The organism is Amycolatopsis sp. NBC_00348 (genome assembly GCF_036114655.1).
In the GTDB taxonomy this organism is placed as follows: domain Bacteria; phylum Actinomycetota; class Actinomycetes; order Mycobacteriales; family Pseudonocardiaceae; genus Amycolatopsis.
The window spans coordinates 9,531,820-9,546,402 of record NZ_CP107994.1; the positions used below are offsets into that span (position 1 = coordinate 9,531,820).

A 14,583-nucleotide genomic window follows, 5' to 3' on the forward strand; every position below is an offset into this window, starting at 1 on the left:
CCCGCGCGCGTTGTGCATAGTGGGATGGACGTGTTCCGCGCGAGATGGAGGACCCCGATGTCAGCACTGCCGCCGCTCGTCGAGCCGGCTGCCGAGCTCACCAAGGAAGAGGTGGCCCGGTACAGCCGTCACCTGATCATCCCGGACGTCGGGGTGACCGGGCAGAAGCGGCTCAAGAACGCGAAGGTCCTGGTCATCGGCGCCGGCGGCCTCGGCAGCCCCGCGCTGCTGTACCTGGCCGCGGCCGGCGTCGGCTCGCTCGGCATCGTCGACTTCGACGTCGTCGACGAGTCGAACCTGCAGCGCCAGGTCATCCACGGCCAGTCCGACGTCGGCAAGCTCAAGGCCGCGTCCGCGCAGGAGTCGATCGCCGAGATCAACCCGCTGGTCCGGGTCTACCTGCACACCGAGCGGCTGGACTCGTCGAACGCGCTGGAGATCTTCGGGCAGTACGACCTGATCGTCGACGGCACGGACAACTTCGCCACGCGCTACCTGGTGAACGACGCCGCGGTGCTGCTGGGCAAGCCGTACGTCTGGGGCTCGATCTTCCGGTTCGAGGGCCAGGTCAGCGTGTTCTGGGAGAACGCGCCGAACGGCAAGGGCCTCAACTACCGCGACCTCTACCCGGAGCCGCCGCCCCCGGGCATGGTCCCCTCCTGCGCCGAGGGTGGCGTGCTGGGCGTGCTGTGCGCGTCCATCGGCTCGATCATGGTGACCGAGGCGATCAAGCTCATCACCGGCATCGGCGAGCCGCTGCTCGGGCGGCTCATCAGCTACGACGCGCTGGAGATGAAGTACCGCGAGGTCAAGATCCGCAAGGACCCGGAGACCCCGAAGATCACCGAGCTGATCGACTACGAGGCGTTCTGCGGTGTGGTGTCGGACGAGGCGGCCTCCGCGGCGTCGGGTAGCACGATCACCCCAGCGGAGCTCAAGGCCAAGTTCGACAACGGCGACAACTTCGCCCTGATCGACGTCCGCGAGCCGCACGAGTACGAGATCGTCAACATCAAGGGCGCGACGCTGATCCCGAAGGACCGCATCCTCTCGGGCGAGGCGCTGGCGGAGCTGCCGCAGGACAAGCCGATCGTCCTGCACTGCAAGTCGGGGGCCCGCTCGGCGGAGGCCCTGGCGGCCCTGCACGCGGCCGGCTTCAAGGACGCGACCCACCTCGGCGGTGGCGTGCTGGCCTGGGCCAAGCAGATCGACCCGAGCCTGCCGACCTACTGACAGTTGTGCTCCGTGAGGGGCACCCTCCCGGCTCCCGTGGCCGTGAGGGTGCCCCTCACGGCGTTTCGTCCCGGTTCTCAAAACCGTCTGTGACCAGCGCGTCTTCTCGATCGTGGACCACCCGGCCGGGTACCGTCGGTCCTTGTGCGGTCAACCCTCGAACGCCCTCCCGGCCACGTCTGCGCGGCCTTCGGCGGGCTCGCCGACAACGGCGAAGCGCTGCCGGACTCGGCGGCGTGGCGCTGTGGCGACCTCGTGCTCAAGCCGGTCGCCGACAAGGCCAAGACGTTGTGGACCGCCCGCGCGCTCGACTACGTCGACGAGCCGGGCCTGCGGGTCGCGAAGCCGGTGCGCTCGACCGACGGCCGCTGGATCGTCGGCGGCTGGACGGCGTCGCGGTTCGTCGCCGGCACCGCCGAGCACCGCGGTGACGCCTCGGTGCTGGCCGCGGTGAAGCTGCACCGGGCGACGGTCGGGCTGCCGCGGCCGGACTTCATCGCCCTGCGCAAGGACGTCGACGCCGTCGCCGACCGCATCGCCTGGGAGGAACTCGAAGTCCCGCTGGAGGAGACGAAGGGCGGCCGCTGGTTCGAGGTACTGGCCGGCGCGCGCCGCCCGATCAAGCTCTCGTCCCAGGTCGCGCACGGCGAACTCCTGGCGGGCCTGCTGTTCGACGGCGACGCGACCCCGGGCCTGGTCGACTTCGTCCCGTACTACCGCCCGGGCGAGTACGGCGCGGCGATCGTCGCGGTCGACGCCCTGGCCTGGGGCGGCGCGACCCGCGAGCTGCTGGAGCGCTGGGCGCACCTGCCGGAGTGGCCACAGCTGCTGCTGCGCGCGGTGCTGTTCCGCCTGGCGGCCAACGCCCTGAACCCGAGATCGACGCGTGCGGCGCTGGACGGCCTCCGTGTAGCGGCCCGCGAAGTCAGCGGAGTGCTGTAACGCCGTGCCGGCCCTGACCTCACCGCGCGGGGCACGTGAGTCGCGCCGCAATGTCAACTGCCGGAAACATTCGGTCGATTCCGAGTAACACGGCCTCCTTAGCGTCGGGTCATCCCGAACGACGCCGGAGGTGGCCAGTGCCGCAGGTCGACACGCACTGCCCGTACTGCGCACTGCAGTGCGGGATGCGCCTCGACGGCGTCCGCGTGACGCCGCGGGACTTCCCGGTCAACGCCGGGGGCCTGTGCCAGAAGGGCTGGACGGCCGGCGAGCTCCTGACGTCGCCGAGGCGCCTGACCAGCCCGATGGTGCGCGAGAACGGCGTCCTCGAGCCCGTCGGCTGGGACTTCGCCCTCGACTTCGTCGCGCGGAAGCTGCGGGAACTCCAGGAAGCACACGGCCCGGACGCCGTCGCGGTCTTCGGCGGCGGGGGGCTGACCAACGAAAAGGCCTACCTGCTCGGCAAGTTCGCCCGCGTCGCGCTCGGGACGTCGCAGATCGACTACAACGGCCGGTTCTGCATGTCCTCGGCCGCCGCCGCGGGGAGCAAGGCGTTCGGCGCCGATCGCGGGATGCCGTTCCCCGTCACCGATCTGGGCGACGCCGACGTCGTGCTGCTCGCCGGGGCCAACCCGGCCGAGACGATGCCGCCGTTCACCCAGCACCTGCGGGGCGCCGACCTGATCGTCGTCGACCCGCGGCGGACGCCGACCGCCGAGCTCGCGAGCCTGCACCTCGCGCCCGCGCCCGGCACGGACCTCGCGCTGGCGCTCGGCATCCTGCACGCCGTCGTCGCCGACGGTCACCTCGACCAGTCCTATGTGGACCGGCGCACGAACGGCTTCGACGCGATGTGGCGGATCGCCGCGTCCTGGTGGCCCGAACGCGCCGAGCGGATCACCGGCGTCTCGGCCGCCGACATGCGCCTGGCCGCCGCGAAGCTCGCCGGCGCCCGCAACGCCTACATCCTCACCGCGCGCGGCACCGAGCAGCACGCCACCGGCACCGCGACCGTCGGCGGCTGGATCAACCTCGCCCTCTCGCTGGGCCTGCCCGGCCGCGCGGGCTCCGGCTACGGCTGCCTCACCGGCCAGGGCAACGGCCAAGGCGGCCGCGAGCACGGTCAGAAGGCCGACCAGCTGCCCGGCTACCGCAAGCTCGACGACCCGGCCGCCCGCGAGTACGTCGCCGGCGTGTGGGGCGTCGACCCGGACTCGCTGCCTGGACCTGGGCGTTCGGCGTCGGAACTGCTCGAAGCGCTCGGTCAGGAAGGTGGCCCGAAGGCGCTGATGGTGTTCGGCAGCAACGTCGTCGTCTCGGCGCCACGCTCCCAGCGCGTCCAAGATCGACTGTCCGCAGTGGACTTGCTGGTGGTCGCGGACTTCGTGCTGTCGGAGACGGCGGCCCTCGCCGACGTCGTCCTCCCGGTCACGCAATGGGCCGAAGAAGACGGCACGCTCACCAACCTCGAAGGCCGCATCCTGCTTCGGCGTAAAGCAATCGACCCGCCGCCAGGAGTCAGGTCCGATTTGGACGTCCTCAACGGACTCGCCGAACGGCTCGGTCAGCCCGAAGGCCGCTTCCCGGCCGACGCCGAGACGGCGTTCGACGAGCTGCGGATCGCGTCCAAGGGCGGCATCGCCGACTACTCCGGCGTCAGTTACAACCGCCTGCGCGCCGGCGAGGCCCTGCACTGGCCGGTCCCGGCCGACGACCACCCCGGTACGCCGCGGATGTTCCTCGACGCCTTCGCCCACCCGGACGGCCGCGCGCGGTTCGTGCCCGTCGAGCACACCGGCCCGGCCGAACTGCCCGACGACGAGTTCCCGCTGCAGGCCACCACCGGCCGCGTGCTGCAGCACTACCAGTCGGGCGCGCAGACGCGTCTCGTCGACGAGCTGAACGACGTCGTGCCGGAGGCGTTCGTCGAAGTTCACCCGGACACCGCCAAGCGCGCCGGGCTCGAAGAGGGCGACCAGGCGCGGATCCGGTCCCGTCGCGGCGAGACGACGGCGAAGGTGCGGTTCGTGCAGTCGCTGCGACCCGACCTGGTGTTCGTGCCGTTCCACTTTCCCGGCGGGCAGCGCGCGAACCTGTTCACCAACCCGGCGCTCGACCCGGTCAGCCGGATGCCGGAGTTCAAGGTGTGCGCCGTCTCGCTGTCCACTGTGGACGGCGCGGCGTGAGCGCCCGGGACGTCGTGATCGCCGGCTACGGCATGGCCGGGGCCCGGCTGGCCGACGAGATCCGCCGCCGCGACCCGGCCGCCGAGCGCGTCCGGCTGACCGTGCTCGGCGCCGAGAAGCACGCGGCCTACAACCGGGTGCTGCTCTCGGCCGTCGTCGCCGGCGGGATGAGCCCGGCGAGCGTCCGGCTGCACGACGACGACTGGGCCGCGCGCACGCACGTCGACCTCCGCCTCGGCGTGGCGGCCGCGAGGATCGACCGCGGCAAGCGCCGCGTCGAACTGACCGACGGGTCCACAGTGGACTACGACGCGCTGGTGCTCGCGACCGGCGCCAACCCGTGGATCCCGCCGGTCGAAGGCCTCGGACCCGGTGTCGTCACCTTCCGCACCCTCGACGACTGCGCCGAGATCCTCGACGCCGCCCGCTTCGGCGCGCCGGTCGCGGTGCTCGGCGGTGGCCTGCTCGGCCTCGAAGCCGCCCGCGGCCTCGCCGGGCGCGGCAACCAGGTGACCGTCGTGCACCCGAACCGCCACGTCATGGAACGCCAGCTCGACCCGGTCGCCGGGCACGTGCTGGCCCGGCAGCTCACCGGCATGGGCGTCACCTTCCGGTTCGGCGCGACCGCCGCCCGCTACCTGCCCGGCGACGGCCTCAAGCTCGACGACGGCAGCTTCGTCCCGGCCGACCTGGTCGTGGTCGCCGCCGGCGTCCGCGCCGAGACGAGCCTCGCCGAGGACGCCGGGCTCGACGTCGACCGCGGCGTCGTCGTGGACGACGTCCTGCGCACCAGCGACGGCCGGATCCACGCGCTCGGCGACTGCGCCCGCCACCCCGGCGCCCCGGCCGGGCTGATCCAGCCCGCGTGGGAGCAGGCCGAGGTGCTGGCCGACGTCCTGACCGGCACGAACGCCGCCGCGCGCTACCGCGGCACGACCGCCGTCACCCGGCTCAAGGCGCGTGGCATCGACCTCGCCGCGCTGGGCGAGACCCAGGTCGAGGCCACCGACGACGACGCCGAGGTGCTGACGTTCACCGACCCGGCCGGCGGGCGGTACGGCAAGCTCGTCGTCCGCGAAAACCGCGTCACCGGCGCGATCCTGCTCGGCCTGCCCGACGCGGCCGCGTCGATCACCCAGTACCACGACCGCGGGACGCCGCTGCCGGACGACCGGCTCGCGGTGCTGCTCGGCCGGGCCCTGCCGGCCGGTGCCGGGCAGGCGGCCGGCCCGGCCGAGCTGCCGGCGACGGCCGTGATCTGCCGCTGCAACAACGTCACCAAGGCCCGGCTGATCGACGCCTGGAAGGCCGGCGCCACCGAGACTCCCGCACTGGCGCGGGCCACGCGGGCCACCACGGGCTGCGGCGGGTGCACCGACACCGTCGGCGCCGTCGCGAGCTGGCTCGCCGCGCAATGACCCCCCGACTTCGGAACGAGGAGAACGTGATGGCCCATCAAGGGAAGCACTGGATCGAGCACTGGGAACCGGAAGACGAGACGTTCTGGGAGGAGACCGGCAAGCAGGTCGCCCGTCGCAACCTCTGGTTCTCCGTGCTGGCCGAGCACATCGGCTTCTCCGTCTGGACACTGTGGTCGGTCATCGTCCTGTTCATGGGCAAGGACTACGGGTTCGACGCCGCCGACAAGTTCCTGCTCGTCTCGACGCCGACACTCATCGGCGGCCTGATGCGGCTGCCCTACACCTTCGCCGTCGCCAAGTTCGGCGGTCGCAATTGGACGGTCGTCAGCGCGTTGCTGTTGCTGATCCCGACGATCCTGGCCGCGGTGGTGCTGCACCCGGGGACGTCGCTCGGCACGTTCCTGCTGGTGGCGGCCCTTGGTGGCGTCGGTGGCGGCAACTTCGCGTCGTCGATGACCAACATCAACACGTTCTACCCGGAGAAGCACAAGGGCTGGGCGCTCGGGCTCAACGCGGGTGGCGGCAACCTCGGCGTCGCCGCGATCCAGCTGGTCGGGCTGCTCGTGATCGGCACGGCGGGCGCGACCGCGCCGCGGATCGTGTTGTACGTCTACATCCCGCTGATCGTGATCGCCGCCGCGTGCGCGTACCGCTACATGGACAACCTCGCGACGGTCTGCGGCGACACCAAGGCGATGCGCGAGATCGTCAAGGACCGGCACACCTGGGTGATGTCGTTCCTGTACGTCGGCACGTTCGGCTCGTTCATCGGGTACAGCTTCGCCTTCGGGCTGGTGCTGCAGAACCAGTTCGGCCGGACGCCGCTGCAGGCGGCCGCGGTGACGTTCCTCGGCCCGCTGCTCGGCTCGCTCGCGCGCCCGGCCGGCGGGTGGCTGTCCGACCGGATCGGCGGCGGCAAGGTCACCTTCGCGACTTTCGTCGGGATGGCCCTGGCCACGGTGGTGCTGATCCTGGCCTCGACCTCGAAGTCCCTGACGTTGTTCACGATCGCGTTCATCGTGCTGTTCGTGCTCACCGGCGTCGGCAACGGCTCGACGTACAAGATGATCCCGGCGATCTTCCGCGCGAAAGCCCGCACGGCGATAGCCAACGGCGCCGAGGAGGCGGCCGAACTGCTCAAGGCACGACGGCGGTCCGGCGCGCTGATCGGCCTGGCGGGCGCGATCGGCGCGGAGGGCGGGCTGTTCATCAACCTCGCCTTCCGGCAGTCGTTCGCCGACGCCAAGAGCGGCGTGCCCGCGTTCGTCGGGTTCCTGGTCTTCTACGGGCTGTGCTTCGCCGTCACCTGGGCGGTTTACCTGCGCAAGCCCGCCGAACAGCCGAGTGAGCGCGGTCGGGCGCTCGCGGGAGCGGAGGTCTGAGATGCCCACCTTGGTCGTCGCCGGACACGGCATGGTCGCGCACCGGCTGGTGGAGGCGGTGCGCACCGCCGACAGCGCCGGGCACTGGCGGATCATCGTCCTGGCCGAGGAGCCGCGCCCGGCGTACGACCGGGTGGCCCTGACGTCCTATGTGGACGGATGGGACCCCGCGTCGCTCGCGTTGCCCGGCTCGGACTACGCGAGTGACTCCCTTGTGGACTTGCGGCTGGGCGAGCTGGTCACCTCGGTGGACCGCGCCGCTCGAACGGTCACCACGGCGTCCGGCGCCATGGTCGCCTACGACGCGCTGGTGCTGGCCACCGGCTCGCGGCCGTTCGTGCCGCCGGTGCCCGGTCACGACCTGCCCGGCTGTTTCGTCTACCGGACCATCGAGGACCTGGACGCGATCCGCGCGGCGGCTCTGCGCCCGGGCCGCGGCCGGCGTGCGGCGGTCGTCATCGGCGGTGGGCTGCTCGGCCTGGAAGCCGCGAAGGCGTTGCGGGACATGGGACTCTCGCCGCACGTCGTCGAGATGGCGCCGCGGTTGATGCCGCTGCAGGTGGACGAGGGTGGCGGCTCACTGCTGCGGCGGCTCATCGCTGAGCTGGACGTGACCGTCCACACGGGAACGTCGACTGACGCGATCGAGGCCGACGGTTCGCGGCTGGTGGCCCGGCTCGGCAACGGGACCGAGCTGGACGTCGACCTGGTCGTGTTCTCGGCGGGCGTCCGGCCGCGGGACGACCTCGCGCGGCAGTCCGATTTGGACATCGGTCCTCGCGGCGGTGTGCTGGTTGATTCTTCCTGTCGTACGGGCGATCCCTCGGTGTACGCGATCGGCGAGTGCGCCGCGGTCGAGGGGCGCGTCTACGGCATCGTGGCGCCCGGGTACGCGATGGCCGAGATCGTCGCCGCACAGCTGACCGGCGGGTCCGGGACGTTCCCGGAACCGGACACGTCCACGAAACTCAAGCTGATGGGCGTCGACGTCGCTTCCTTCGGTGACGCGCACGCGACCACCGAGGGCGCTTTGGAAGTCGCCGTCAACGACGCGGTTGCCGGGACGTACAAGAAGCTCGTGGTCACCGACGACGGCAGGACCCTGCTCGGCGGCGTGCTGGTCGGCGACGCGGCGGAGTACAACACGCTGCGGGCGCTGGTTGGCCGTCCGCTGCCCGCGGAGCCTTCCGCGATCCTCGCCCCGGCCGGGGGCGGTGCGGCGGTCGGTGTCGACGCGCTGCCGGACGCGGCGCAGATCTGTTCGTGCAACGCCGTTTCCAAGGGCGCGATCACGCGGGCGGTCCACGAGGACGGCTGCGACACCGTCGGCAAGCTCAAGGCGTGCACCCGCGCCGGGACGTCGTGCGGCTCCTGCGTCCCGCTGCTCGGCCGGCTGCTGACCGCGGCCGGCGTCGAGCAGTCGAAGGCGCTGTGTGAGCACTTCGGACAGTCGCGCGCGGAGCTGTTCGAGATCGTCCGGGCCACCCGGATCTCGACGTTCAGCGAGGTCATCGCCCGCTACGGCACGGGTACCGGCTGCGCGGTCTGCAAGCCCGCGGTGGCGTCCATCCTCGCGACGCTGGGCAGCGGGCACGTACTCGGTGGCGAGCAGCTGACGTTGCAGGACACCAACGACCGGTTCCTCGCGAACATCCAGCGCAACGGCACCTACTCCGTGGTCCCGCGGATCCCCGGCGGCGAGATCACGCCGGACAAGCTGATCGCGATCGGCGAGGTGGCGAAGGAGTTCGGGCTGTACACCAAGATCACCGGCGGGCAGCGGATCGACCTGTTCGGGGCCACAGTGGACCAATTGCCGCTGATCTGGCGGCGGCTGGTGGACGCCGGGTTCGAGTCCGGGCACGCGTACGGCAAGGCGCTGCGGACGGTGAAGTCGTGCGTCGGGTCGACGTGGTGCCGCTACGGCGTGCAGGACAGCGTCGGGCTGGCGATCGAACTGGAGCTGCGGTACCGCGGGCTGCGGTCGCCGCACAAGCTGAAGTCAGCGGTGTCCGGGTGTGCGCGTGAGTGCGCCGAGGCGCGGAGCAAGGACTTCGGGATCATCGCCACGGACAACGGCTGGAACCTCTACGTCGGCGGCAACGGCGGTACCACACCGCGCCACGCCGAGCTGCTGGTGTCCGATGTGGACACTTCGACGCTGATCCGGACCATCGACCGGTTCCTGATGTTCTACGTCCGCACGGCCGATCGGTTGCAGCGGACGGCGCCGTGGATCGAGGAATTGGAAGGCGGGCTCGACCACCTGCGCGCGGTGATCGTCGACGACTCGCTCGGCATCTGCGAGGACCTCGACGCGGCGATGGCCAAGCACGTCGACAACTACGCCGACGAGTGGCGCGGTGTGCTGGAGGATCCGGAGAAGCTGGCGCGGTTCACGTCGTTCGTCAACGCGCCGGGGACGCCGGACCCGGCCATCTCGTTCCGGTCCGAGCGGGAGCAGAAGGTGCCGGTCATGCTGGGCGTCCCGGAGGTGCGGCGATGACGACGTCTCTCGAACGGACGTGGACGGCGGTGTGCCCGGTGGACGCGGTGCCGGAGTACTCCGGGGTCGCGGCGCTGCTCGGCGACGGCGTCCAGGTGGCGATCTTCCGGCTGCCCGGTGCGCGGTGGTACGCACTGTCCAATTGGGACCCGTGCAGCGGTGCGGCGGTGCTTTCGCGGGGCATCGTCGGGGACGCCGGCGGGGTGCCGGTGGTCGCGTCGCCGGTCTACAAAGAACGGTTTGCGCTCCACAGTGGACAGTGTCTGGACGCCGCGGGGGTCTCGGTGCCGGTGTACGAGGTGCGCGTGCGAGAGGGCGTGGTCGAAGTGGAGTCGCCGTGACGGAAGTGCTCCCGCTGGCCGGTTTTGTCATCGGCATCACCGCGGCGCGCCGGGCGGACGAGCTCGGCGCGCTGCTGGTGCGCAAGGGGGCGGGCGTCCGGTACGGCCCGGCGATCCGGATCGTGCCGCTGACGGACGACACCGAGCTGCGCGCGGCGACCGCGCGGCTGCTCGACGCGCCGGTGGACGCGGTGGTGGCTACGACCGGCATCGGCTTCCGCGGCTGGCTGGAGGCGGCCGAAGGCTGGGGCCTGGGGGAGGCGCTGGTCGCGCGCCTCTCGACGTCGTCGCTGCTGGCGCGCGGCCCGAAGGTGACGGGCGCGATCCGCGCGGCGGGGCTGTCGGAGGACTACTCGCCGGCGTCGGAGAGCAACGCGGAGCTGCTGCAGCACCTGCTGGCGTCGGGCGTCTCCGGCCGGCGGATCGCGGTCCAGTTGCACGGCGAGCCGCTGCCGTACTTCGTGGACACGCTGCGCACGGCGGGCGCGGAGGTCATCGAGATCTCGGTGTACCGCTGGGTCGGCCCGGTCGACCCGGGCCCGGTGGACCGCCTGCTGGACGGCGTCTTGGAGGGCTCGATCCACGCGCTGCCGTTCACGAGCGCGCCCGCTGTTGCTTCCTTGCTCGCTTTGGCACGCCGCACGGGCCGCCTTCCCGGCTTGGTCTCGGCGCTTTCGGGCCCGGTGGTGGCGGCCTGCGTCGGCCCGATCACGGCGGGCCCGCTGGCGGCGTTGGGGGTACCGACGGTCCAGCCGCACCGCGCGCGGATCGGCGCGCTGGCGCGGACGCTCGCGGAGACGCTGGTGGCACGTTCCCCCAGGTTGCAGGCGGGCGGGCAGTGTCTCGAACTCCGCGGCGAGGCCGCGATCGTGGACGGCGAGTGGTGCGAGGTGGCGCCGGCCCCGATGGCACTGCTGCGGGCATTGGCGGCGTCCCCGGGCCGGGTGGTCTCGCGCCGCGAGCTGATCGCGGCCTTGCCGGGCGGCGGCGAGGAACACGCGGTGGAGACAGCGATCGGCCGCCTGCGAACGTCACTGGGCGGCGGCCGAGTGGTCCAGACGGTGGTGAAGCGCGGTTACCGCCTGGCGGTGGACGCGTGAGGTCGTGAGTGTTTAGGAGGGTTAGAACCCTCCTAAACACTCACGACACGGACCAGGTGACGTCGTGTTTCTCGAACCCGCGCGCCGCCGCCACCAGCGCGGCTTCCGCTTCGGCCGCCTCCCGGGCCGCCGGGCGCAAGGGGGCGAACGCCGTCAGGGTGAACGTCAGCTTCGCGCCGCTCGACTTCGTGCGCCACGTGCCCGCGATGTCGCCCTCGGCCAGCAGGACTCCCGGGTTGCCCAGCATCTTCCAGACTTCCTTGCGCCGCGCCGGGTCCGGGACCAGCAGGGCCTTGTCGCGCGCCTGGATGAACGGGTCCCACGGTGGCAGCAGCCGCACGACGTCCGGCTCCGGTGGGTTCTCCAGAGCCGGCAACCGCGCTGCGGGCAGGTACCGGACCTTGCCTTCCACGTCGACCTCGGCCAGGTCGGACGGCCACGTCCGGTCCACGACCGCCCGGGACGTCCCGACGAACTCCGCCGCGTCGCCCGGGGACGCCGGGCCGTTGAGCCGCAGGTACGACGTGACCACCGACGTCGCCGCCGCGGGGTCCGGCGTTGTGCGCATGCGGCCGCGGCCTTCGAGGGGGGCCAGGGTCGCCGGGGTGGCGCCCGCGACCAGGCGGATGCCGCCCAACGGGGTCGCGATGCGCATCAGCTGCTCGTGGATGTGCGTTGCGTTGCACCCTCGGCACCAGCGGGAGAACTCCGGCGGTACGAGCTTCGTGACCGCCGTCGAGACCGCGCCCTTGGTCATCTCCGCAGTGACGACCTTCCGGAGGGCGGCCGCCGCCGTGAAGACCACCTCCGACGCCGCCACGCCCGTCGCCGCCAGTTCCTTGCGTTGCCACAGCATTCTCGCCAGCGCGTCCGCGTCGTCTAGCGGGATCAGCGCGCGCGTCGCCTCGGCGAGGTCGGTGCGGAGGTGGTAGTGCGGCGCACCGCGCAACGTCCAGGCCGGCACCAGGCGGTCGTCGTCCACAAGGGACACCGGACCGTCGAGCCGGGCCGCCGCGGCCAGCAGCGCGGTGTCGCGCATGCTGTCCTGCAGCCCGGCCCGGACGACGGCGAGATCCGCGACGTCCGTCGAACCACGGTGCAGGCCGTGCTCGGCGATGCGGTAGGCGAGTACCTGGCGACGGTCCACGGGCGACTCCTCCTAGAGGCTGTACTCGAAGGTGTACCCCATTTTCTCCTCGCCCATCGCGCCGCCGACCGTGCCGGTGCCGGTGAGCCCGGTCAGCGCGCCGGTGCCCGAGCCGGGGACCACGCTGAACGTCGACGCGATGCCCTTGGCGTCGAACGTGAACTCGTGCCGCACGATGAACGTCCCTTCGCGACCGTCGACTTTGCCGTCGATACGCTCGAGGCTCGGCGACGTCGTCGCACCGCTGTCGTAGCCCTCGCCCGCGTAGTACAGCAGCAGGTCGCAGACCGATTCACCCTCGATGACACCCTCGTACGCCATCGACGCGTGCGCGTACGCCACCCGCGGCCCGTTCCCGGAGCCGCTGACGACGTTCTCTTCCCAGTTCTTCATGGTGAATGCGTTCATGGAAGACAGTCTGCCGGTCATACCTGTCAGCTTGTGTCAGGTATTTCGGTCATACTGGTGTTCATGCGCGCCAGCCGCCTCCTGTCCGTCCTCCTGCTGCTGCAGAACCGCGGCCGGATGACGGCGGAAGAGCTGGCCGAGGAGCTGGAGGTCTCGGTGCGCACGGTCTACCGGGACATCGACGCACTCTCGGCGTCCGGCGTCCCGGTGTACGCCGACCGCGGCCGGACCGGTGGGTACCGCCTGGTCGACGGCTACCGGACGCGGCTCACCGGGATGACCGAGGAGGAGGCGCAGTCGCTGTCGCTGGCCGGGCTGCCCGTCGCCGCGGCCGAGCTGGGCCTCGGCACGGTGCTCGCGGCCGCCCAGCTCAAGCTGTACGCCGCCCTGCCGCAGGAGCTGCGTGACCGCGCCGGACGTGTCGCCGAGCGGTTCTACCTGGACGTTCCCGGCTGGCACCGGGGCATCGAAAGCTTGCCGACGCTGTCGGCGGTCGCCGACGCCGTGTGGTCGTCGCACCGGATCCGGATCCGCTACGAACGCTGGGGGCAGCGCGTCGTCGAGCGGGACCTCGAGCCGCTGGGGCTGATCCTCAAAGCCGGGAACTGGTACCTCGCCGGGCGCTGCGAGGGCAGTGACCGGACGTACCGGATCTCGCGGATCCAGGAGCTGACCGACCTCGGTGAGGAGTTCGAGCGGCCGGCCGGCTTCGACCTCGCGGCGTACTGGCAGGAGTGGTCCGAGCAGTTCGAACGGCGGATGTACCCGCGCGTCGCCGTGGTGCGGCTGTCGCCGCGGGCGCAGGCTCTCGTACCGTTCTACGCGGGTTCCGTCGGGGCCCGGGCCCTGCGCGAGTGCCCGAACGAGCCGGCCGCGGACGGCTGGCTCACCATGGAGCTGCCGGTGGAGCCGGGCGAGCCGGCCATCGGCGAGCTGCTGCGCTTCGGGCCGCACCTGGAGGTCCTCGAGCCCGCGGACCTGCGGGCGCAGCTGGCGGCGGCGATCGAGGGGATGGGCGCGATCTATGGGTGAGCTGAGCGGGGTCGCGATCGGCGTCACGGCCGAACGGCGGGCCGACGACTTCATCGAGGCCCTCGAACGCTACGGCGCCGACGTCCGCCACGCCCCGACGATCACCATCGTCCCCCTGGACGCCGACCCCGACCTGCGCGCGGGCACCGAAGCGCTGCTGGCGTCCCCCGTCGGCTTCACGGCGATCACGACCGGCGCGGGCTTCCGCGGCTGGCTGGCCGCCGCCGACGGCTGGGGCCTGCGCGACCGGTTGCTGACGGCGCTGGGCGAGTCCCGGATCTACGCGCGCGGCCCGAAGGCCGTGGGCGCGCTTCGCGGCGCCGGGCTGCGAGAGTCCTTCTCCGCCGCTTCGGAGTCCAACGCGGAACTCTTCGGGACCCTAGCTTCGGCGGGGCTGGCGGGCGAGCGCGTGGCCGTCCAGCTGCACGGGACGCCGCTGCCGGAGCACACGTCGGCCCTGGAACAGGCGGGCGCGCGGCTGGTCGCGGTCCAGCCGTACCGCTGGTACTCGCCGCCGGACGTCACCCCGGTGCACGCCCTGATCGACGCGGCGATCGCGGGCGAGCTGGGCGCGATCGCGTTCACCAGCGCCCCCGCGGCGGCGAACTTCCTGACCCTGGCCCAGGACTACGGCCGCTACGACGACTTGCTGACGGCGTTGCGCGGCCCGGTGGTGTGCGCGTGCGTCGGCCCGGTGACGGCGGCGCCCCTCGAAGAAGCCGGGGTGCGCACGCGGCAACCGGACCGGCAGCGCCTGGGAGCGCTGGTGAAACTCCTGGTCACGACGCTCAGGGTGTAGCTGTCAACCGACTTGACGGCTTTCGGCCCGAGTTGTCCACATCGCGCCCGGCCATCCACAGATTCGCTGCGTCACCCATCCGGGGT

General features: G+C 71.8%; 12 protein-coding genes. 10 read left to right on the forward strand and 2 right to left on the reverse strand.

What is annotated here, in order from left to right; all coding sequences use genetic code 11:
* The first annotated feature begins 57 nt into the window (after positions 1-57).
* The 8 genes from moeZ to OHS58_RS43095 all read left to right on the forward strand — a co-directional run bounded on the left by moeZ (position 58) and on the right by OHS58_RS43095 (position 11,111).
* Complete coding sequence (moeZ, locus tag OHS58_RS43060) at positions 58-1,233, forward strand: adenylyltransferase/sulfurtransferase MoeZ (RefSeq protein WP_326955833.1); 1,176 nt, start codon at positions 58-60, stop codon at positions 1,231-1,233.
* 144 nt (positions 1,234-1,377) lie between these two features.
* The gene (locus OHS58_RS43065; protein ID WP_326946340.1) at positions 1,378-2,175 is read left to right on the forward strand and encodes a TIGR02569 family protein; all 798 of its coding nucleotides are present in this window, start codon (positions 1,378-1,380) and stop codon (positions 2,173-2,175) included.
* A 137-nt stretch (positions 2,176-2,312) separates the two neighbouring features.
* Complete coding sequence (locus tag OHS58_RS43070; RefSeq protein ID WP_328646103.1) at positions 2,313-4,361, forward strand: molybdopterin oxidoreductase family protein; 2,049 nt, start codon at positions 2,313-2,315, stop codon at positions 4,359-4,361.
* Positions 4,358-5,779, forward strand: a complete 1,422-nt coding sequence (locus OHS58_RS43075) for an FAD-dependent oxidoreductase (protein WP_328646104.1) — start codon at positions 4,358-4,360, stop codon at positions 5,777-5,779. Before OHS58_RS43070 ends, OHS58_RS43075 begins: the two co-directional genes overlap by 4 nt.
* Before the next feature lie 29 nt (positions 5,780-5,808).
* Positions 5,809-7,164 (forward strand): nitrate/nitrite transporter, encoded by a 1,356-nt coding sequence (locus OHS58_RS43080; protein ID WP_328646105.1) that lies wholly within the window; start codon positions 5,809-5,811, stop codon positions 7,162-7,164.
* A gap of 1 nt (position 7,165) precedes the next feature.
* On the forward strand, positions 7,166-9,670 hold the full coding sequence (gene nirB / locus OHS58_RS43085; protein ID WP_328646106.1) for a nitrite reductase large subunit NirB: 2,505 nt from the start codon (positions 7,166-7,168) through the stop codon (positions 9,668-9,670).
* A complete protein-coding gene (gene nirD, locus OHS58_RS43090; protein WP_328646107.1) occupies positions 9,667-10,011 on the forward strand; it encodes a nitrite reductase small subunit NirD in 345 nt (114 codons plus the stop codon). Before nirB ends, nirD begins: the two co-directional genes overlap by 4 nt.
* Positions 10,008-11,111 (forward strand): uroporphyrinogen-III synthase, encoded by a 1,104-nt coding sequence (locus tag OHS58_RS43095; protein WP_328646108.1) that lies wholly within the window; start codon positions 10,008-10,010, stop codon positions 11,109-11,111. The genes nirD and OHS58_RS43095 overlap by 4 nt, the downstream gene beginning before the upstream one ends.
* A gap of 40 nt (positions 11,112-11,151) precedes the next feature.
* Here the strand turns inward: OHS58_RS43095 and OHS58_RS43100 are convergent, their stop codons facing one another.
* Together OHS58_RS43100 and OHS58_RS43105 are read right to left on the reverse strand one after the other, a co-directional pair.
* On the reverse strand, positions 11,152-12,258 hold the full coding sequence (locus tag OHS58_RS43100; protein ID WP_328646109.1) for a DNA glycosylase AlkZ-like family protein: 1,107 nt from the start codon (positions 12,256-12,258) through the stop codon (positions 11,152-11,154).
* Positions 12,259-12,270: 12 nt separating this feature from the next.
* Positions 12,271-12,666, reverse strand: coding sequence for a DUF3224 domain-containing protein (locus OHS58_RS43105; RefSeq protein ID WP_328646110.1), 396 nt, complete (start codon positions 12,664-12,666; stop codon positions 12,271-12,273).
* A gap of 63 nt (positions 12,667-12,729) precedes the next feature.
* On the opposite strand from OHS58_RS43105, the gene OHS58_RS43110 reads away from it, so the two are divergent.
* Positions 12,730-13,698: a helix-turn-helix transcriptional regulator gene (locus OHS58_RS43110; protein WP_328646111.1), complete on the forward strand. Its 969-nt coding sequence runs from the start codon at positions 12,730-12,732 to the stop codon at positions 13,696-13,698.
* Positions 13,691-14,497, forward strand: coding sequence for a uroporphyrinogen-III synthase (locus OHS58_RS43115; protein ID WP_326955823.1), 807 nt, complete (start codon positions 13,691-13,693; stop codon positions 14,495-14,497). Before OHS58_RS43110 ends, OHS58_RS43115 begins: the two co-directional genes overlap by 8 nt.
* Positions 14,498-14,583: the final 86 nt, after the last annotated feature.